The organism is Niastella yeongjuensis (assembly GCF_900110245.1).
Taxonomy (GTDB): Bacteria; Bacteroidota; Bacteroidia; order Chitinophagales; family Chitinophagaceae; genus Niastella; species Niastella yeongjuensis.
On sequence record NZ_FOCZ01000002.1, the window covers coordinates 13,238 to 35,383 of the forward strand.

Here is a 22,146-nt window from a genome sequence, read left to right on the forward strand (position 1 = left end):
CAAAAATAGCAAATGGTGCAGGCCTGGCGGGATTTTACGGTTAACTGTAGGGCGAGATTCTAATCCGGCAAATATGTAATTGCGAATAAAATTATTAATTTGCTGTTTATTAACCGCCTTATGAAATCGAAATTATCACTTGTGATATTGATACTGTCTTTTTTTACTGCCTGCAAAAAGGACAGCCCTTCGCCCCCCATTTCCCCTGAAAATATTGATCTGTCAGTAGGCGAATCGAAGTATATAATAGTGGCCAGCTCAAACAGGGATACTCTTGGCCGTTTAATTGGAGCCCTCACTGCCTATAACCCCGATATGTCTGTGAAATGGAGTAAGAATTATTGGGTTGAGCAACCCGATCATCTGCTTTATAGCAAAGGCTTATTATTTATATCGGAGGTATCGGGCCCTGTTAAAGCCCTGGATATTGAAACAGGTAATGAGGTTTGGAGATACGGCAGTGAAAACAGTTTTTACTCGGGTTTCTGTCTTCAGGGCGACACGCTTTATATTGTCAGCGGCAGTACCTACAGATTGCATGTTTTAAATGCAAAAACGGGTACAGCATTATGGACCCTGTCCTCAGATTTCATTTACACGACACCAGCTATTATAGGTAACACGTTAATGGTACAGGCACTTCCAAAGGTTACCTTAGGTGCGTTTTATATAAAAGGGATTGACATTTCTACCCATACAGAAAAGTGGAGTATTCCCGCTAGTGGATGGGGCCCCGGCGCTTTAACCAGATCTGACAGCTTGTTTTATGCTACCAGCGGCGGCAGAGACAAGTTTTGGGCGATTGATACCAGCGGAACTGTTAGATGGTCAAAAACGGGAACCTACGTCGTTACGCCCATCTACGATAACGGAGTACTTTATTCATCATTCATGGAGGGATTATCGGCATTGGATCCGGTTATGGGTTATACAAAATGGTTTTATAAACCTTTATACGGCTGGGGAGGCAGCGGGGCTGCGATCAATAATGGGAAACTATATGTGGTTCGAAGCAATATGTCTGACCTGGTGTTCGATACCCGGTCAGGACAAATAATTCGGGAAACTCCAACGCCCTATTACTACAAATATAATGTGGTTGTATCGAATGATATGCTGGTAAGGTTGCGCACGGCTTATGAAAATAAGTTTGATTATAATCTGGTAGAGATCATAAATCCGGAAACTGGCGAGTTGAAAGATTCTGTAAAGATTGTTGGTGAGCGAATAGGCCCTGTTAGTATATTAACCAAATCGGGAAAGTGGCTCAATTCAAATAATTGATCTTTATATGGCAGGTTGACTAAAACGGATACCCCAAAGCAAAATTCCAGATCAGGTTTTGTTTCCGCCAGTCCCGGTTACCCAATTGTATATCCTTGAATGTCCATCGCTGTCCTTCTTCCAACCAGGGTTTATAGAAAGGCATGGCAAGGTCTAAACGAATGATCAAAATGCTTACGTCTATTCGCAGCCCCAAACCAGCATCTATTGCAATTTGCTTGTAAAAATCTTTTGTCAACTGACCCGCTTTTTCGTAAAGTACGCTGTCCTTCATCCAGATGTTGCCGGCATCAATGAAAAAGGCACTTTTTAACCGACCAGCCAGCGGTAAGCGGATTTCACTACTTGCTTCCAGTTTGTAGTCGCCACCAATTTGTGGAAAGGCGCTTTGCTGAATATCGGTTGCCTGGGCACTGCCCGGCCCTAAGTGGCGGGGAAGAAAACCACGCAGGCTGTTGGCACCCCCAATCAGGTATTGTCGTGAAAAAGGTAAAAATGGAGAATTGCCATAGGGGTAACTGGCGCCAATTATAATACGGCTGGCCCAGGTGAGCTGGGGGTTGAGTTTTAGAAAATATCGATAGTCAACACCGGCTTTTACAAACTGCATAAAATAGGCATCGCCAACTTTGGTGGAAAAATAACCATGGTTCCCTTTGATCAAACCAAGAATACCGCCGGCAAATTCAACGCCGGCATGTAGATAGGTCGAATGGTTCTTCCTATCCCTGTTGCTGGTGATGAACTGAAAACCAAAAGAAGGAATAACAATGGTAGGAAGAACAAACTTATAGGCTGAATCAAGGGCCGGACCAGTTAAAGCATTATGGGTAAGATTTGCAGTATTGGTAATGGTCAAACTCAGGGGTGTAAGCCTATACTGTCTTGTTAATGTATCATTCCATACCAGTTCATAACGGCCATGCAGGTATTTTTCCGTGTAAAGGTCCTGATGTCTGATCCAGTCAAAACTTACAGGGAAATAGGTCCTGGGGATCAGGGGCAGATTACGGCCTTTCCCAAAAGGGGCCAGCAACTTAGGGATACTATAAGTGGCTTCAAGCCCTACCCGCCAGTTGTTGTTGTACTGCAGCGAGTCGTTTGGGGTTATTTCAAATGAACCAGTAGCCTTGACGGTGAAGTTGTGTGCTTTTTTTAGAAAATTTTTGTCGCTCCATTGTAAGTTCAGCTCTCCGCCACTGTAGGAATTGCTCCGGGTAAAACCTCCGATATCTGTTTGGAATTTCTTTTTTCGATAAGGCGACAGATAATAGGTGACATCCATTAGATTATCCCTGTCGGCAGTTTTCGTAAACTGTGGCCTGATGTATTGGAAGGTGCCAATACTGGTGAGCCTTACCTGTGATCGTTTTTGTTCCGCCAGCGAATACACATGTCCTGTTCGAAAGGTGATGGTTCTGGGAAATAGTGATGCGTTGAATTTTTTCAAGGAGTCGGAGATATAGAGGCCATCTTGTTGCGGAAGACGTTGAATAATGCTGTCGGGTAATGGGTCAAAGGAACTGAAAGGGGTGCGTACAATGACCCGGTTAATGGAATAAGGAATTTTGGCACCCGCAGAGATTTGCTGACTGACGGCCAGGTAAATGTTTGCCGTAAAATTGTTATGGTTCGTATCTATATAACTCAATAACTGATCGGGGGTGAAATAATAATATCCCTTGTCTTTTAATAACAGACAGAGCCGGTCTTTTTCAGCTTTGATGTTTTTGGTGCTGTACTGTTTGCCTGCTTGTAATAGAGCGCCTTCCTTTGGCAGCACTGACAGGTCTTTGGCAACTCCACTACTATCGGGAATCCAGGAAACTTTTCCTATCAGGTAAGGACGTTGTACCGATGCGGCATACACGAGCTTCGGTTTGTTCTTTTTCATTGTAAGAGAAAACGTCACTTTGCTGTTGAAATAGCCATCGTCTTCGAGCTGTGTCTGCATCGACTGGGCGTTGATCTCCGGTGTCAAATCGCTGATGAATACGGGTGGTTCGCCAATGGTATTCCGGAGCCAGTTCTTGAACCCTTTTTGTTTCTTCGGCTTCAACTTATACCACAACCACAGTTTATAAGGTTGCCCCAACAGGAACTTGTTTCGTTTGGGGGTTGCATATTTCGCCAGACTGTTCCTTATCTCGATTGGCTTTGTCTTTACGTTCGGTACTTTGCTGACGCTAATATCGGCGCCATAATACAGCTTTTCCCCTTTAGGCAAATAGCGTTTGACACTGCAGGATAAGCCGGCAGTCAGCAGGAAAAACAAAGCAGGTATTTTGAGGACGGAAATCATTCCTTTTCATTGGCGGATTCTTTATTTCGTTTAAGCAGTTCTTTAAATTTATCATAGGCCAGTTCAATGGTAAAGTTGATGCCGTATTGCGTAAAATAGCCCTGCAATACCGCATCGTATTCGTTTTTTTGATAGGCTTTGAGCTGTAGGCGACCGTCTTTCGAAAGCTTGTACGTGCTGGTGATATCAGGCACATATTGTGACCCGCTTTTTTGTGCAGTAGCGGTGGTGTTGCCTACCGGAATGTTTTCTTCAATCCGGATCACCAGGCGGTTTTCAAACAGGTCTTTAGACATGGAAACTCCCAGGTCGGTTTTCGAAACCGGATCGTTAGCTGTTTTGTACGTATTTAAATTCACGTCCACATCCACACCTTTGATCAATTGGTCGGCCATCTGATTCATGGCGGCCGACAAAAAACTACTGAGTCCTTCTTTGAGAGCATTGCTGGCATTGAGATTGCTGCTTTCCAGGTTTGTCTGTTCACCGGTGGCAACAAACTGTTTGGTGAGCAAAAGCGAAAACACCTGTTTATTCATTTCGGCTGCGTCGTTTCGCAGCCGGTTCAGCGCATGTTCAATGTCGGACTTTACCGTGCTTTGCAGCACCGCTTTTCCCGGTTTCAGTTGTATGTCGAAAGAAAGCTCCGGTTTGGAAAGAGAACCTTTGATAAGGAAAACAACCGCGAAGGTTACCCGTGGTGGATATGTGGTGTTATCATCTTTATAATTCAGCAGGCCTTTCGGACTGGCGTCAATGTCATACTCTGTTGTAATATCGGTTTCGGCCGATGGGAGATCGCCATTGAAGGTAACCGTGCTTCCTTTTGTTACCAGGAACTTTCCCCGCAGCAACAGGTTGTTCATTTTGTAATAACCCGATTGCAGGCGGTAAACACCGGTAATTCCGCTGCTCCCATCTTTGCCAATGCCTGCATTTAACTGGGCTTCTCCTTTCAACACCAATTCATCCTTGTTCGAAGGATCAACGATGACCGTAAGTGCAGCCTCTTTGTCTACTTTCAGGTTCAGGTTGTACTTAAATCCTGTAACAGGTTTTACAACGGCGGAAGTATCTGTTGGCATTTGTGTAACCTCACTGGTCAGTCGGCTCAGGGTATCGATGTCTACGAAAATGATCCCCTCTTTTTTATTCCGGCTGGCCGTCGTTTGCGAGGCCAGTATAACATGAAAATCGCTTTTACCCTGCAGGTAGGCACTTCCTTCAACGACAGGTGACAGACTGGTCCCTTTCAAACTCAGGGTTGCATCGATGATGCCCTTCCCATACAGCAGATTCCCGGGTACGCGCGGAGCATTCAATGCCATAAAATCCCTGGCGACCAGGTTGATGTCAAACTTTTGCTCAGCACCGCCTATTAAATCAGCAATTTTTCCGTTGATGGTAAAGAGATGACCAGCAGAATCGGTCAATGAAAACTGTGGAAACTGAAGATCGGAATTTTCAAGAAGCAGGTGTTGTTTGTTAATGCGGTAGGCTGTATTCAATGCCTTAATGACGAATAATATTGAATCCAGGTTGATTTTACCGTTCACCCGGGGTTTACTGGCGGTACCTGCAACCTGAACATCGCCGGTTACGTTGCCCGACAATTGACTAAGAAAACCTTTGGTAAATCCATGTACCATGTTCATGTCGAGCCGTTGCAATTGTGCCTGAACGGTAAATGCTTTTTCTTTCAGGCCAATTCCGCCATGAATATCGAGCTGGTTAACACCGGTCAGAGCTCCCTGCAAAAAAACACTGTCGCCAATGGTCTTTGATTGAAACATAAAGTCACCAATCCGGGTAGTATCATAAGCAATACCGGTTGCGTTGACCGTACCGGTGACAATCGGAATTTTTTGGATGGGTTGCTGTATCACAATGTCTGCATTCAACAGTCCTTTCACGCCCGTACTATCACCCGGCGAAAGAAGGTTATACAACCTGCCCATATCGAATTGTTCTATTTTGATAGCTAACGGCGATAATTTTTGTTGGTCCTGGCTGTTCAGGAAAATGGATTGCGCCTTGTTCTGCAGTAACAGGTGGTTGATGATGAATCCTTCTTTCAGTAAGTGAATGGAATTGTCGTTAGATACCGTCCATTTATTATAATTGAGTATAAGCGTGTCAAGAATGTTTACAACAGTTGTTGAGTTTTCTTTTTTTATCCGAACGCCGGCTGCAAAAAAATCCTTCCCTGTGCTGTCGTCGAAGGCGGCTTTTACAAGAAGGGAGTTTTGTGCAGCGATACCCGTTACAAGTGCATTCGTTAGCCTGTTTTTGCCTGTCAGGATCTCCCGGCCATACCCTGTAAAAAGCAGCGTAGAGTCAACGGTTTTTGTATCGAAACGCAAGTCATGAAACTCAAATCGTTTAAACCGGAACCGGGGCGCAAGGACCTGCAACGATAGTAGCGAATCTTTCTGCGTGGCATCTAATTTACCAGTTACGGTTATGGGTTGTGGCAAGACAAGACCGGGAACCAACGCCTCAAGCAATGAATCTTCTGTCAGCGTTAATTGCAGAAAGGTGCGGTGAGTATTGGCCATCACAATTGGCTGATGAGCGTACGCAGTGTCTTGCGGGTAAATGGTTTTCCGGAGTGCCCTGATTGCTGTACCCAATTGAGTTATAGAGTGGTTGCTTGCTACTTTTGCGTTTAAAAAAGGCGCTTTTACCAATATGTTGGTGCTATTGGTATCAGCATTGCACAAAAAAGAAAAGGCGCTTGTTTGGAAGTTTCTGTCGTTGATAGTAATGTTATTACTGTCGGTTTCCATTTCAGCAACGATCGTATAAGGTTGTTTGTAGGCTGCATGCAAATGGAGAGAACCACTGTAAAGCAGGCTGTCACTTGTTAATTGTAACTGTTTCAGATTAGCATGGGTAATATGGATAGTGCCATCGACAAGATAGTCAGGAGTAAGATGTCCCTGCAAACCGACCGTTATTTTCAGGTTCGGGTCCAGGGTTTGTAATTCCAGGCTGAACTTCGATCGGTTTAAACCTGCTTTCAGATGGATATCAGAAAAAGGGTAGTGATTAATTTCCGCCGACGAGAGCTGAACCGCGGCAAAGGCAATCATAGTTTTTGGATCGATGCCATTGCCTTGAACCGTTAACTCACCGGTGATTTTTCCTGCTATTCTCTCAAGTCCAATCCATTTTCCCGTTTCAAAATTGTTCGGCTTCAATTGAACATCATACACCAGTTGTTGAGGGCGGGAAATATTTTTTGCTGTTCCCCTGATGGCAACTTGTCCGAATGCACTGTTGATGGTCAAATCGGCGATCATCATTTTATTGCTACCTTGCAAACTGCCGGTTAGGTAGATGGCTTCAGGAAGATTTAGCCCGGTTTTACCTAATTGCTGTAACAGCTTTTTTGAAAGCAGCTCCCGTTTCAACTGAAGCTGACGTAAATCAGCCCGAAGAATGTGGTCCGGGCTGTTGCGTTGCAACACAAGACGTCCATTCAATGAAAATAAATTGCGGGACATGGATATTCGCACATCATTAGTTGCGATCTGCTGCCCTGTTACCGAAAACCTTCCGGTTAACGTAAGTTGGTCAGCGGGCAAAAAAGAAAACGGCAGCTGCTTTGATAATGCAGGTACTGCCAATAAAACATCGCCGTAGTTAACAGACAGGATTTCGAGGAAGAATTGTGAAGATGGAATGGCGTAAGTGCCCCGGGCTAATGGCAACGAAATAGCACCGCGCGACCGTAAGAGGGAACGATTGATGGCAAATGCTGCATCGTTTAGCTGCAACACACTATCCCTAAATCGAAACGTAACATGCAGGTGTTTTACATTGATCTGTTTGTTGAACAAAAAGCTGCTTTCGTTCACTGAAGCAGAAAGACCGATAGAATCATAGCTGCTCTTGCTTAGTTGCAGATTGAGGTTTTGAACGTCCAGGTGATTGCCATCAATGCCCTTTCCTAAGGGTCGTGATGAATTGTGATAACTGAAAGAATTATTGACGAGGGCAATGGTATCTACACGGATTTTCCATTTCTTATTGCTTGCAGCTTTTGACAAAACAGGCATCCCTTTTTTAGGTTGACTGACGGCTATTTTTGCCGCAAGCAAACGGACAGCAGTGTTACTTATATGAACCTTTTTGGCGTTGGCTACCTGATTGCCAAGGTCAAGCAACGGGTGCTGTAACAATAGACTATCAACCAGGAATGCATAGTTGAGTTTACTATAGGGCTTTTGGTAGACAACAGAAACATGACGCAAACCCAATTGATTTAAAGAAAGCACTAATGCTGCATTGCTTTTATCCGGTTCGTCTTTGGAAGGTAGCCTAATCTGGCTGGATGAATCGATCAGTGCTACCTGGCAGTTGCTGATTCCAAGCGTGTTGATATTGTAATTTGCCTTTTCAGGGTACAGAAAGTTAGGCAAACACGAGAGCTCGTTGATATTGACGAAAAGAAAGAGCCGTGATCTTTTATCTTGCAAACTGAACCGCACCTGGTGTAACAATAGCTGCTTAACAGAAAGCTGCATGGGTTTTTTGCCAGTCTTGTTACTTTTCTTTTTGGGTGTTTGGGCAAAAGAATCTAAAATGAATTGAAAATTAAGTGCAGGATCATCACGTTCGCGTCGAAGATTGACAGTGGTGTTTTTTAGCTCAATCGTTGTTACGTCAACTGTGTTCGAAAGCAATTTCAGCAGCTTTATGCGAACGTATAAATCACCGGCATAAAGCAGGGTGTCGTTTTGCCGGTCAAATATGAGCACCTGTTCGAGTCTGAGCCAGTTAGGTAATGCGTAGTCAATTTTTCCAATTGAAACAGCCGTTTTCCATTTCTTCTGAAGAAAGCCTTCCACCTTTGCCCTTAACAGATCTTTTCCGGCAGAAGTATGCAGAAAGACAAGCAGGCTGGCCAATAGAACAACAAGTAATGCAAGAAGAAGAGCTGCTCTTCTGGTCCACTTCAGAACGATGTTCCTATACGACGTCATAAAGAATCTTCTTGCGGCTGTCTTTCCGGGCATACGCACGATCATTCTTCCCTTTTAACAGCCTGTTTTACTTCCCCGTAACTGTGGATTCAATTTAGGCCATCTTCTATGCATTCAGGAGCATTTTACCGTTATATAGAGGTAAAATGCGCTTTCCGGTGTTTTAATCCCGGTGATTGATAATGAGACGCTTTAAGTTGTGTGTGGTTAACGATTTGAAGAACCTGCATATAACGAAACAGGTACTATGTTCCAGGTGAGCGATACCATATTTCGGTGTTTAGATTCCGGTTTAGGCGCCGGTGTAGGTTCAGGTTTATGGTGTTTTTGTTTCCCTTTGCCTGAGGTGGGGGGTGGTAACTCTTTCCATTTGATCATCCATTTAGTATTATAGTGGATCCATTCAGGTCTTGGAATAAACGCCTCATTTGATTTGATCTGGTCGAGCAACAGGTTGGCAACAACCAGGCCCCGCAGTTTGCACAAGGTGTCATTCATTTCCTTATCAGCGGACGTAGCGGAATATGCGATCACGGTCTGAAACTTTTCATGGGGGTGGTCGTTAAGGAATAGGATGATGCGCCGTGCAATTGGTTCCATTGCTTCTTTTGCTTCGTTTATTTTTCCAGCAGGAATACTGCCACTATCTGCAGGGAAGAAGGTGGCGGTTTCGAACTGCGAATACGTTGAAATATCGTACAGATGGCGTAAAGATAAAAGATTGATCAACGAATTCTGGATGAGCACGTTGGTTTGTTCGGCAAAATTAAGGATCTCATACTTAGTACCTTGTTTCCCAAGGTGAATGGAAACAGGAATCAGGGAGTCGATTTGTTTAACGGTTGCTGTCAGGCTGTCGATTATGTCATTACCGACCTGTGCATCCACCTCACTTTTCTTTTCTTTTTCATTGGTCAGTTTAATGACATCGAGGATTTCCATTTTAACCAGGGTCAGTGTTTCCCGGGTAGTTTGGTCTAAAGGCTGACAACCTGGGATGGGCTTGCATGATGCTATCAACACACTAATAGGCATTAGTGTCATGAAGATTATGGTACGGATCATAGGATAAAGATATATGTTATTTATTCTGATAAGCGTATTTTTTAGTATATGTTGACAGTGATTTCTTAGGAAGGCTGCAAAACATTTTTATTTTTGCGTATTAAATCCGTACCGAAATTTTGCTTTTATGAATACATCAGAATTTGACGAAAACGTAGTTTATACTTTGAGGATAGAGTTATTAGATGGCAAATCGCTGTTATATGCCATTGACGCTGAAAACAAGCAGTACCTGATCAACAACCTCCGATTAAATGCCGATGGATCGTATCAGGAGGATAAACTATCTTTTTTGTGGTTTGAAACTACTTATAACCGTCAGGTAGTCATCAACGTAAAATCAATAGTACGGGTACTATTTGGTGTTGACCCTGCTGTAACAGACTACCGTGACAATTTTCAGGTTGGTAGTAATCCTTTGCCACAAGCAATCGTATATCACACGGGAAATACCCCCGAAAACAATTCGCAGAAAACCCCGTTGCTTTACTTTTCATTAAATGAAGGTTGTCTTGCCTCATTTGAGCTTGAGCTGGAAGGGAAGCAACGGTTAAGACAGTTCATTAATCTTATCGATGAAAATGGGGAAGAATCCTTTATCCCCATGGTGCAGATAATGGTAATGGAATTTGACCAGCAGTTGTTCTATGGGGAAGAGGAGGAATATGAGGAAGAAGAGTAGTGGCATATTTGTCCATGTAAAAGCATCATTTGTCCATGGGCGGCAGTAGCTGGCAGATGTAGTTTTGATGCCTGAACCTCATCAAAACTTACAAGCATGAAATACATTAAAAACAGGCGAAAGGGCTAAGCTTTAATCATTATAAGGTTACCAGGTAGGCGCGCATAAGACAATCTTATGCGCGTTTTTGTTCTGCGATTACGTCTTACCTTTAACCAATGCACCAGGAATTTGAATCTCCTTTGCCACTACAGGATGCTATTGAGTGCTTTTGGTACGATCGAAGAGATTTCGGCCGGCAGCAATCAGGTTTTGAGGTGATGCCTGATGGTTACGCGGAGATTATATTTTATTTCGGAAGCAGCTGTAGCATTTCTACCAACAATGGCCTGCAGCTATTGCCATCACCATTTTTGACGGGATTATTGAACCAACCGGTTATTTTTTATTCAGAGAACATTTTGGAGATCATAGGCATCAGGTGTTATCCCTGGACGGTCTTCGATTTGCTCGGGTTGCCATCCGGTAAAGAAAGCGTACAAACATTCGAACATCCTATTGCCCGGCTTCAACCTGTATTGGATAAATGGATCCGGGAAGGAAAAATAGAACAGGCGGTGGCTGAGATACAACAATATTTGCTAAATGCAAGGGAGCAGATAGCTACCGATAGTATGTTATTCAAAGCAGGCGTTGCCATGCGCAAAGCCAATGGCACCCTGCAGGTAAATCAGGTAGCGGCGGCGGCTCATGCAACGGTACGTACCCTGGAACGAAAATTCAAACAGGCTGCCGGTCATACGGTCAAAGACGTTTCCAGCCTGATGCGTTTTGAGCAGGTCCGAAACCAGTTATGGATCACTCCGAATGTCAACCTCGCCGGGTTGGCCCATGAATTAGGCTATACAGATCAGGCGCACCTGAGCAAAGAATTCAAACGCTATAGCGGCACTACACCCGCAGCATTCGCACGAAAAACAAAAAGAGAGAAACAGAACGGCAACGATTTTGTCGCATTTATACAAGCCTGACGCAGGTGCTTTTTAGAATTTTGTGTATCAATCATACAATATGAAAGCTACACAAGATCATCCAATTCATGATGTGATCGTCGCCGGGGCCGGACCTGTTGGATTATTCCTGGCCTGTGAATTGGCCCTGGCCAACTGTTCCGTACTAATACTCGAAAAAGCGCAGGACCCCCATTCGCCTTTAAAGCAACTTCCATTTGGTTTACGGGGCCTGAATGCCCTTTCTGTTGAAGCAATGTACCGCCGCGGGCTGCTGCAGGAGCTGGAAATGCATAAACGCATTAAAACCCCGCATGTCACGGCTACTGCTGCGCAAGACGCAAAACCCCAGGCCGAAGGTCATTTTGCCGGCATTCAGTTCAATAAAGCCAGCATTGATACTTCACAGTGGAAATATCGCTTATCCTCTTCTACTGACACGCAATTGTTTTCTGTAATGGAAGAGCTGGAGACCGTGCTTACCCGTCGCGCTGAATCGCTGGGTGTAACCATCAAACGCGGATTGGCCATTACCTGTTTTCAACAAACTGCAGACAGGGTAACTGTTCAGGCCGGTAACCAATCGTTTGAAGGAAAATGGCTCGTAGGCTGCGATGGAAGCCGGAGTGCTGTTCGCAAAGCGGGCGGTTTTGAATTCGCTGGTACGGAACCGGAATTTACCGGCTACTCTGCCCGGGTTGATTTGGCAGACCCCGAAAAACTTAAACCAGGCCGTAATGTAACGGAAACAGGTATGTACCTGAAATCTCAACCGGATTATATAATAATGCAGGACTTTGATGAAGGCTCATTTCATAATTCGGGAAAGCCGGTTACCTTGGAACATGCACAGGAAGTGTTACGCCGTATTTCAAATACTGATGTTACAATCACGGCGCTACATGTTGCAACTACCTGGACAGACCGCTCACGGCAGGCCACAACCTATCGTAATGGGCGGGTATTATTAGCCGGTGATGCGGCACACATTCATTCCCCATTGGGTGGTCAGGGACTTAACCTGGGGTTGGGTGATGCCATGAACCTTGGCTGGAAGCTTGCTGCCACTATTCAAAACAAAGCACCGGAAGGCTTATTGGATAGTTATTATACCGAGCGACATCCCTTGGGCATAAAAGTACTGGAATGGTCACGCGCCCAGGTTGCTATTATGAAACCAAACCCACATGCCCGCGCGCTGAATGCGATCTTCCGCGACCTGATGGATACCCGCGATGGCGTTACCTATATTGCAGGTCGGATATGGGGTATTAACACCCATTACAGCCTTGAGGGAAATCATCCGCTCACGGGCCATAGCGTTCCCAACTTTGAGTTCGACGATGGGGTAAAGATGGGCGAACTTATGTTCGATGGTGAGGGTGTTCTACTTGATTTTAATGGGAATGGTTTACTTAAAAGGTTGGCTGCCGAATATGGCTTAAAGTACATCTCCGGCTCGGCGAAAGAACAATTAGGCATAACCGCTGCATTGGTACGTCCGGATGGAATTATTGCCTGGGCTTCGGACAACAATGACCCTGACCACAACGAACTCCAAAAAGCTGCTGGTCGGTGGTTTAAAAAACAAACCCACTGAACCAGGTAGTTTCAATGGGTTTGCTGATCTATCGGAACCTGAAAGGTTTTGCTCCTTTATTCGGCAGCTACTAATTCGCAATCTTTCATCAAAACATTCATCATTAAGCCTGAACATTTTCCTTTGAAAGTTACAGACATGCCTTTGCTCAGTTTGCCTGCTGTTTCTGCATCATCAAAATAGCATTGCACTCTTCTGATTATGTTTTCTCCTTCAAGAATAACGTAAATTTTATTCACGATATCTTTTTTAATGTCTGCCACTGTACCAGTAACATAAAAAGTTTTGCCTTTGAAAGCGTTATCGGCGCTAACCTCATTGGCCTCGTACTCTGCTACCAATTGTTTAGCTGAAATGGTGTTCTTTTTAATTTCTTCCTGTTTTGCTTTTTCAAGGCTGTCTTTTTGAGCTGGTGTCAGGGCCGTGTTTGCCTCGGAGTTTATAGAGTCAGTTGACCCTTTTTTGTCTAATTGGCTGCCGATTAATCCAATTAAAACAAGGATGCCAAAGCCAATTAATACTTTCTTACCAGTACTCATTTTTTTCTTAGGGCTCTCAGATGTACTTTCCATAAGGGGGTTTTTAGTTAATTAATTGTAAGAACGTTGTAATTCAGAAATTATGCAAATGAAATAAGATGTTTTTTTATAAATTATCATGGTTCACCATGTTAGATACGGTTAGGGAAAAGCGAAAATGGCATATTAATAGCCAGTTGCCTCCTCAAGACAGGTTGGTTATCGTAGTTTTCCTATGATAGAGGTGTTCTGGCAATCATAACTGCAGGACTGGAATATTCAGTTTCGCACTGAATATTCCGGTTTTGCATTTTATGGGTTGCTGTAGCGTATGTCTGACGTCCCTGTCGCAATTGTCATTTAATTCCTCGTCCATTCCCCAAATGCTACAGAAAATTTCCCACCATCTATTGGCACAATTTTTTTCTTACGAAATATTAGGCCTGAATCTTATGTTTTACCATTAAAATGTAATTAAATAGCAATTGCATTTTGATGAGCATATTCTTTTAAGGGAAGGGAACCATATTTTTGAAAGCTGTAAATCAAGATTTTGTGTCTTTAGAAAAAAATTACGACGCTACGTTTTGCGGTAAACTACCAATACATCAAACGAATTCCATTCAACCACATGGCGTTCTTTTGCTGCTCGATGATACCATTACCACCGTTCTTCAGGTAAGCGAAAACGTTCCTGAATTACTGCGGCAGTCTGCGCGGGAAATAGCCGGTAAACCAGTTACAGCCATTTTGTCAGCGCAAAGCATACACAAACTTCGGATATCTATCCGGAAAGGGGTAGATGAGAAAATACCCCTTACGCTTTCATTCAACTTAAAAGACAGTGAAGAGCAGGTATTATGCCTGGTGCATACGGTTGAAGAAGGTTGTATGATCGAGGCCTTATTAAAAAGTTTCTATCCCCTGCAAGGCCGCACTTTTATACATATTTATCAGCGGGTAAAGCAGGTTATGCAGTACATAAACCGGGGTGAGACATTAACCGATGTATGCCATGTGGCAGTACAGGAGTTAAAAAGAGCCACTGGTTTTGATAAAGTTATGATCTACCGGTTTGATGAGGAATGGAATGGCACAGTGTTGGCAGAGGAAGCAGAGGAGGAAATGGAAAGATATCTTGGATTAACCTTTCCCGCATCCGATATTCCAAAACCAGCCCGGGATATGTATGTTAAAAATCCCTACCGGCTTATTCCTAACCGCGACTATGAAGCAGTAAAACTGTATCCGCTAATAAACCCGGTAAGTAAGGGGTTTACCAATTTGTTAAATGCCGATTTGCGCAGCGTTGCTACCGTGCACCTGGAATATTTAAAAAATATGCAGGTGATGGCCTCTATGTCGGCCCGCATTCTGTACCAGGACAAGTTATGGGGTTTAATTGCCTGTCACCACCGGGTCGCCAAATACCTGTCGTTTGAAGAATGTTCGGTAGTGGAAATGATCTCGAATATTGTATCACAAAAAATAGCCAGTCTGCAAAATGCCGAAGGGGTAATGCTGAGGCAACAGCTCACCCGGCAATTTGCCACGCTGGTAGAAAATTTTGTAAACAGGAACAGTATGATGGAAGCCTTTCTCGAAAATGCAGGGTTGTTACAGGAATACTTACGTGCCAATGGCATAGCCATTTGCTGGGAAGGCCAAATAGAAACACTTGGCCAAACGCCCGATGTCGGTGATATAGAAACGCTCGCATACTGGCTCAGGCAAAAGGCAAGGCAACAAATATTTCACGAGCACCAGTTACCGCTTGTGTTTGAAGAAGGAATGAATTTCACGGCAACCGGCAGTGGCATTCTGGCGCTTCCCATACAACCCGACCGGGGAAATTATCTCATTGCCTTCAGGCCCGAGATAATAACAACTATTTCATGGGGTGGTAATCCCAACGACGCCGTACAATTCGAACCCAATTCAACCATTTACCATCCCCGCCATTCATTTAAGATATGGCAGCAAACTGTTCGTCAAACGGCAATACCGTGGCGCAATGAAGAAATTGCAGCTGCAGAACAGTTTCGGAACTTTTTGGTGCAGCATACTTTAAACAGGCTTAATTAAACATAAAAAGCTCTTATAGAAAAAACGCATGTTGTTCTTTACAAAAAATAATACGCTCCAGCAGGATGATACGTACGTGGTAGGCATTGGCGCCTCAGCGGGCGGATTGGAAGCTATAAATGAACTGTTTGATAATGTTTCATACAGTGAAAATATTGCTTTTATTGTAGTGCAGCATTTGTCGAGCGATTATAAAAGCCTGCTGGTTGAACTGCTGGCCAAACATACGCACATGCCGGTAGAAGAAGCCGGTCACCGCCAGCGTGTTGAACCCGGAAAAGTATATGTGATCCCTAACAACAAAGAACTTACTATACACAACGGCCAGTTGATACTGGCCGAAAAAGAATTCGACAAAGGACCCAATACTGCCATTGACACTTTCTTACAATCGCTGGCCCGCGACCAGCGGCAATTTGCCATCGCCGTATTGCTCAGCGGCACTGGTACTGATGGCACCCGTGGCATTGAGACCATAAAAGATCATGATGGATTTGTAATTGTGCAGGACCCTATTTCAGCCCGGTTCGATGGAATGCCGAAAAGCGCCATCGGCTCAGGGTATGCCGATTTGATCGTTTCGCCTGCTGAAGTGTTCAGTCAGATAGAAAACCATATCGATGGTGTTATCCCATCTAAAAATACTTCGTCAAAAAAGTACAACGACGGCGTTCAAAATATTCTGGCGATCATCTATCGCAAAACGGGTTATGATTTTTTACAGTATAAAGAACCCACCATAGTACGACGCCTTACCCGTCGCATGCAAATGCTGAAACTGGAAGATATTCAGGCGTATGAGCATTACGTGGCTGCACACGAGGAAGAGCCGCTGTTGCTGACCAAAGAATTTTTTATTGGCGTTACCAACTTCTTCCGGGATAAAGATGCATTTAATTGTTTGAACCGGCAGGTTATCATAAAACTTATAGAGAATAAAGAGGAACAGGAATCGTTGAAAGTGTGGGTAACCGCCTGTAGTACCGGCCAGGAAGCCTATTCAATTGCGATCCTGGTCGATAAAGCGCTGCAACAGTTCAACCGGCAGCTCGATGTAAAGATCTTTGCCAGCGATATAGATAAAACAGCGGTAGAATTTGCATCAAAAGGAAAATACACCCGTAACCAGTTGTTGGGGCTGGATAAAAAGTTCCAGGATGAATATTTTACGGAAGTAGAAGACGGCCTGATCATTATACCGCGGATCCGCAAACAGGTGGTATTCGCCGCACATGATATTACGAAAGACCCGCCTTTCATCAAGAACGACCTGATCACCTGCCGCAACCTGCTGATCTATTTAAATCCTTCGCTGCAGGAAAATGTGCTGTCTACCCTGCACTTCTCATTAAACAACGGTGGCTATCTTTTCCTGGGCACCAGCGAAAACCCATCCCTGTTACGTAAAGGATTTACAGAAGTCAATAGTAAATGGAAGATCTATCGCCGCACTACCGATCAAAATACCTATGCCCGCGGCGTACTTAACTCAGCCCGCAACAGGCTGGCAGCCTTTACCAATAATACCGGCAGTAAATCAAAAACAGACGTTCAGTTATCGGATGATTTCAGAAATGTGCTGGCCGATAAAATGGGGTTTGCCGGTATTTATATCAACGACAATTACGAGATCAAGGAAGCCATCGGTAATTTTAAGAAATACCTTACGCTGCCCGATAAGCTCAGCACGCTGAATATTCTGAAAATGGCGCCGCCCGAACTATCGGGTATGTTGAGTACTTCACTCAGAAAATGTTTAAAAGAAAATGCAAAACAGGAAATAAGGAATGTACGTGTACGGCTGAATGAGGAGCAACGGATGCTGGATGTATTTATTTACCCGCCCCGCGAAACCAGCAATGGTACCTATTCACTGGTGGTATTTGCCGATTGTGTTTTCAAAAACGATAAAACGCCGGTGATGGTGCAGGACATCAGCGAGCTGCAAAAAGACCAGTATGTTTCACAACTGGAAGATGAATTGCGCGAAACACGTACCAACCTGCAAATGGCCATTGAAAGCCTGGAGACTGCCAATGAGGAACTGCAAAGCAGCAACGAAGAACTGCAATCGGCCAACGAGGAACTACAAAGTTCCAATGAAGAGTTGCAGTCACTGAATGAAGAACTGCATACCCTCAATACCGAGCACCAGATCAGGATCAAGGAACTGGTAGAGTTGAACGATGACATCAGCAACTACTTGCAAACCTCGCAAATTGGGCAGATCTTCCTTGACCAGAAGCTGCGCATCCGCCGCTTTAACAATAGCGCTACTGGTGTATTCAATATCATTGAAGGGGACATTGGCCGTCCGATAGAACATATTACCCACCATATAAAGGCCAGTTCTTTTGGAGAAGACATTAAGACCGCCAATAAAACCGGGAAAGTTATTGAGCGCGAAATTGAACTGGATAATGGAAATGTTTACCTGTTGCGCATTCTGCCTTACATCAGACAGGATAAGGTGCGCGATGGCCTGGTGATCTCCATGGTGGATATCTCTGCTACCAGGAACCTGAATACCCTGGTGAAAAGTGTATTTGAGGCCAGCGCCAATCCCATCTTTGTATTTGAAAGCAAAAGAGGGGACGATGGCAAGGTGATCGATTACGTGTGCACCGTAGCCAACCACAACGCGTATCATTCGCTGGGCACACAGATAAAAGGAGACAGGATGTCGCTGGTGAGAGATTTTACCGAGTTGGCCAGCAGTTCATTGCTGAAAAAATACAGTGAAGTAGTTAATACCGGCGAGCCTGCTGTAGGCCTGGAAATAAATTTTATCAAGAACGGGAACAAGATGTGGTACCAGGTAGGCATTAATAAAATGCAGGATGGCTTTGTGCTGGTACTTTCCGATATCACTCTGCGTAAGGAAGCTGAGGAAAAACTACGCAAGAATTACAACGAACTGCTGATCACCAAGGAAACTCTTAGGGAGCTCAACAACCAGTTGGAAAAGAAAGTAAAGGAACGCACCCGCGACCTCGAAGAAAGCGAAGAACGTTTTCGTATGGTGGCTTCCCTTACCAACGATGTTATCTGGGACTGGAATTTTGCGGAAAATAATGTATGGTGGAGTGACAGCTTTTATGATTTGTTCGGGTATGTGGGAGATGAAAAACAGGTACGGAAACATTCTTTCCGTTTAAAACATATTCATAACGACGACCGGCAGCGGGTTGAAGAAGCCATCAATGCTTCACTGGAAAATCCGCGCAGGGAATTCAACATCGCCTACCGTTTCCAGAAACAAAATGGTGAATATGCCTATGTGCTTGACCGGGGAATGTTGCTGACCGATGACCAGGGAATTCCCTATCGGATGATCGGTGCTATGGTAGATGTTACCCGCCTGGAGCATAGCAACCAACAATTACAACAAAAGAAGATCGAGCTGCAAACCCAGATCGGCCAGTTTAGGTTTGTAACCGACTTTATGCCGCAGATCGTATTTTCAGCCCAGGCCGATGGTAATTTTGACTTCTTTAACCAGAAATGGTATGAATATACCGGCCTAAAAGAGGAACAAACCGGAAACAATGGCTGGATGACTGCATTGCATCCGCAGGACTATGACCGCACGTTGAAAACCTGGCAGCAGTCGCTCGCCAATGGGAACAGCGTCCAGTTTGAAAGTCGCCTGCATCGTTCAGACGGTTCTTACCGCTGGTTCCTGATGCGTGCCCTGCCCATGCGCGATGAAAAGGGCCAGATAGAAAAATGGTTTGGGACCTTTACCGATATTCATAACCAGAAACTGGCAGAACAACTGCTGGAAGAAATGATCCAGGAAAGGACGCGCGAACTGCGTATGTCGAATGAAAAGCTGGAAGCAAGCAATGCAGACCTGATGCAATTTGCGTCCGTGGCTTCACACGACTTGAAAGAACCCCTGCGAAAGATCCATTTCTTCAGCGGATTGATAAAAGAAATGCTTGCTGAAGAAGCTGCGAGTGTCGATATAGACACTTATATCGATCGCATCATCAGCGCTTCCTCACGCGCTACCAACCTGATAAATGATGTGTTGTCCTATTCGCGGCTGTCGAGTGAAAACATGGTGGAAGACGTGGACCTCAACAACATTGTTGGAGAGATCCTGCAAGACCTGGAACTGGTGATCGGTGAAAAAAACGCCCGTATACAGGTGGGCAATCTGCCGGTTATACAGGCCGTGAGCGGACAAATGCGGCAATTATTCCAGAATATCATTGCCAATTCGCTTAAATTCCATAAACCAGGACAATCACCAGTTATTTATATAACAAGCAAACCCGTTGACATAGATACCTATCCTGAAATGAACGATGCTGCAGGGCAGTTGTTTGAGATCAGGTTAAAAGATGAAGGAATAGGGTTCGAAGACCAGTATGCCCGGAAAATTTTCTCCCTGTTTCAACGATTGAACAGTAAAGAGAAATATGAAGGAACGGGTATTGGTTTGGCCATTGCTAATAAGATCGTTGAACGCCACCACGGTTTGATTATGGCAAAGGGGCACCAGCACGATGGGGCCGAGTTCATCATTGTGCTTCCGGAAATGCAGCCTGCTGTTCGATCAAATGAAGATGGTCAGGTAAAAAATGAATTAATAAAAAGTAACTGAATATGATAGGTGAATCAGTCGCCATATTATACATCGACGATGATCAGGATGATCTGATGATCTTTGGAGACGCCATAGGAAATTTGTATCCCGGCATTATTGTACTTACCGCAGAAAGCGGTGAGGCAGGCATTGCCCTGATTAATGATATGGAACAAAGTGCGCAGCCCTTACCATCGCTTGTTGTGCTCGATATGAATATGCCCAAGATGGATGGCCGGCAAACCCTGCAGGTTATAAAAAGTAAATGGGAAGATCTTCCGGTTGTCATCTTCACCACCTCATCTAACAGGGAAGACGTTGAGTTTTGCAAAGGGTTCGGTACCGAATGCATTACCAAACCCATGAACTATAAGAACCTGAACCATACCATGCAGTTGCTGGTAAGTCATAGTAAATTGCCTATAACCTAGTTGTCTTCCCAGGCATAATAGTCGTTGATATTGGCCTCGAACTGTTTAAAACAATCATTAGCAGCTGTAATGGCTGCTGATTGTTTGGCCGTATCGTCAAGCAGCGAATCAAACTGCTCCAAAAACTTTTTCCACTGCATTCCATTTTGTTGATCATATCCTGAAAAGAAATCAAACGCATTTTCCGGTAGCTGCTTACACTGTTCCTGAATGATCTTTTTGATAATAACACCACCCAGTACCGATCCTTCCAGCACATAAAAACATCCCAGCGCGGCAAACAGATTGTTTATTGCGGGCAACCGCCGATACCATGTTGGTGGTGTGGTAACGCCCACTATCTGCAAATCCTGTAACAGGCGGTTTGATTTTCTGCGCTCGTCATAATCTGCCAGTACCGGTTTCACCCAGGGTTCAAACAATTGTTCAACCGGCGCATAAAAGGCATACAGGCAACTCAGCAACTTGCCGTATTGCCGCTCAGTTTGAATATGCTTAATTTGATATATAAGCGTTTTTTCTGTTTTTGCATGCGCCAGTGCAGTAGCACTTTTAATGGCTGCTGAGGTCTTCATGATAATTTCCAATCAGCGGTATTTTGAACATTTTTAATAGTAAAAATCATTCCAGCGCAATTTTACGGTGACTTCCTGCTGAACCAGGGCGTTTGGGCTGAAAATGTTTGAAACGCCAGGTAAATCAATTATTTTGGGCGCTTAACCAAGTACCCTTTAGAAAAATGAAGAATTATCTTTTCGCGCTCCTCGCAATGGGGAGCCTGCTGGCCTCCTGTCACAGCGATGTTTCTGTTTCTTATAACGCCAGCTATTGTAAAGACCATGTAGTAAAGATCGACGACACCATTACCCTGAAAGCCGACGATGAAAAAGAATTTTTAAAGAAAACGTTAGCAAGCGGCAAACATACCCTTACCGTTGATGCCGGCAAACCAGTCGCCTTCGAATTAAAGGATGACGGCATCCTGAATATTGCGCACCAGGAATTTGTAGTATTTCCGATAAAATTCAGCTTTGGATCATCCAGGGAGAATTTGGCAGTGAGTGAAACTTCCGGCATGCCCAACCTTTTGGTCATCGATTCTTTTGTGGTGGGCAATAAGTGGATTATGGAGAAGGTTGCCCCTAAGTGGAAAAGAGATCGTATTATGCAGTTGGGAAAAGGTAGAGAATCAAAAGGAGACGAAGTAGGAACAGAATTAGTGAAAACCGATAGCAACCAACTGGTCATAAATAAGACATGGGAAATCGGTATTTCTGACGAAATCCCCAAGTCTCTTGAACAATCCGTATCAAGTTCTACAAGATCAGCCGTCGCCTTTCGTAAAAAGGTTATGGATGCAAAAATGTTTGTATTATTTGCCAGCATTTCAGACTCCTATACGGTTCAACGACTTTCATCCTGGGAAGATTAATCCGTATTATTCGTATATAACGTCAACCCGCATAAAACAGTTTATGCGGGTTTTTTTATGAGACGCTGGTGCCACCATCAGGCATTTAACGGTTTAACACATAACATACGGTTTGCTCATTGTCTTAGCTTTGACGAGGCGGGTTGAAT

Annotated in this window: 13 protein-coding genes; 8 read left to right on the forward strand and 5 right to left on the reverse strand. The window is 44.3% G+C overall.

All coding sequences use genetic code 11. The features are described from left to right. The first annotated feature begins 120 nt into the window (after nucleotides 1-120). A complete protein-coding gene (locus BMX95_RS04715; RefSeq protein ID WP_081200835.1) occupies nucleotides 121-1,284 on the forward strand; it encodes an outer membrane protein assembly factor BamB family protein in 1,164 nt (387 codons plus the stop codon). A 19-nt stretch (nucleotides 1,285-1,303) separates the two neighbouring features. On the opposite strand, the gene tamL is transcribed toward BMX95_RS04715, so the two are convergent. The 3 genes from tamL to BMX95_RS04730 form a co-directional block, all read right to left on the reverse strand. Further along, nucleotides 1,304-3,586 (reverse strand): translocation and assembly module lipoprotein TamL, encoded by a 2,283-nt coding sequence (gene tamL, locus BMX95_RS04720; protein WP_081200836.1) that lies wholly within the window; start codon nucleotides 3,584-3,586, stop codon nucleotides 1,304-1,306. Next, complete coding sequence (locus BMX95_RS04725; RefSeq protein ID WP_133053932.1) at nucleotides 3,583-8,622, reverse strand: translocation/assembly module TamB domain-containing protein; 5,040 nt, start codon at nucleotides 8,620-8,622, stop codon at nucleotides 3,583-3,585. Before BMX95_RS04725 ends, tamL begins: the two co-directional genes overlap by 4 nt. Nucleotides 8,623-8,784: 162 nt before the next feature. Next, nucleotides 8,785-9,642, reverse strand: coding sequence for a hypothetical protein (locus tag BMX95_RS04730; protein ID WP_081200838.1), 858 nt, complete (start codon nucleotides 9,640-9,642; stop codon nucleotides 8,785-8,787). Between the two features lie 127 nt (nucleotides 9,643-9,769). On the opposite strand from BMX95_RS04730, the gene BMX95_RS04735 reads away from it, so the two are divergent. From BMX95_RS04735 to BMX95_RS04745, 3 genes are all read left to right on the forward strand, one after another. Continuing rightward, nucleotides 9,770-10,324, forward strand: coding sequence for a hypothetical protein (locus BMX95_RS04735; RefSeq protein ID WP_081200839.1), 555 nt, complete (start codon nucleotides 9,770-9,772; stop codon nucleotides 10,322-10,324). Between the two features lie 218 nt (nucleotides 10,325-10,542). After that, nucleotides 10,543-11,355, forward strand: coding sequence for a helix-turn-helix domain-containing protein (locus tag BMX95_RS04740; protein ID WP_081200840.1), 813 nt, complete (start codon nucleotides 10,543-10,545; stop codon nucleotides 11,353-11,355). 40 nt (nucleotides 11,356-11,395) lie between these two features. Beyond that, nucleotides 11,396-12,934 carry an FAD-dependent monooxygenase gene (locus BMX95_RS04745; RefSeq protein WP_081200841.1) on the forward strand — a complete coding sequence of 513 codons (1,539 nt, stop codon included), beginning with the start codon at nucleotides 11,396-11,398 and terminating at the stop codon, nucleotides 12,932-12,934. Between the two features lie 56 nt (nucleotides 12,935-12,990). On the opposite strand, the gene BMX95_RS04750 is transcribed toward BMX95_RS04745, so the two are convergent. Beyond that, nucleotides 12,991-13,506: an OB-fold protein gene (locus BMX95_RS04750; protein ID WP_081200842.1), complete on the reverse strand. Its 516-nt coding sequence runs from the start codon at nucleotides 13,504-13,506 to the stop codon at nucleotides 12,991-12,993. 501 nt (nucleotides 13,507-14,007) lie between these two features. Here BMX95_RS04750 and BMX95_RS04755 point away from each other — a divergent pair. The 3 genes from BMX95_RS04755 to BMX95_RS04765 are packed head-to-tail and all read left to right on the forward strand — an operon-like array spanning nucleotide 14,008 to nucleotide 20,565. Further along, nucleotides 14,008-15,537, forward strand: coding sequence for a GAF domain-containing protein (locus tag BMX95_RS04755; RefSeq protein WP_133053933.1), 1,530 nt, complete (start codon nucleotides 14,008-14,010; stop codon nucleotides 15,535-15,537). A gap of 28 nt (nucleotides 15,538-15,565) precedes the next feature. Next, complete coding sequence (locus BMX95_RS04760) at nucleotides 15,566-20,152, forward strand: chemotaxis protein CheB (protein WP_081200844.1); 4,587 nt, start codon at nucleotides 15,566-15,568, stop codon at nucleotides 20,150-20,152. Nucleotides 20,153-20,154: 2 nt separating this feature from the next. Beyond that, nucleotides 20,155-20,565 carry a response regulator gene (locus BMX95_RS04765; RefSeq protein ID WP_081200845.1) on the forward strand — a complete coding sequence of 137 codons (411 nt, stop codon included), beginning with the start codon at nucleotides 20,155-20,157 and terminating at the stop codon, nucleotides 20,563-20,565. On the opposite strand, the gene BMX95_RS04770 is transcribed toward BMX95_RS04765, so the two are convergent. Then, nucleotides 20,562-21,140: a biliverdin-producing heme oxygenase gene (locus BMX95_RS04770; RefSeq protein WP_081200846.1), complete on the reverse strand. Its 579-nt coding sequence runs from the start codon at nucleotides 21,138-21,140 to the stop codon at nucleotides 20,562-20,564. The two genes, BMX95_RS04765 and BMX95_RS04770, sit on opposite strands and share 4 nt — an antisense overlap. Before the next feature lie 164 nt (nucleotides 21,141-21,304). Here BMX95_RS04770 and BMX95_RS04775 point away from each other — a divergent pair, with 164 nt between their 5' ends. Beyond that, complete coding sequence (locus tag BMX95_RS04775; RefSeq protein ID WP_133053934.1) at nucleotides 21,305-21,997, forward strand: hypothetical protein; 693 nt, start codon at nucleotides 21,305-21,307, stop codon at nucleotides 21,995-21,997. Nucleotides 21,998-22,146 lie beyond the last annotated feature (149 nt).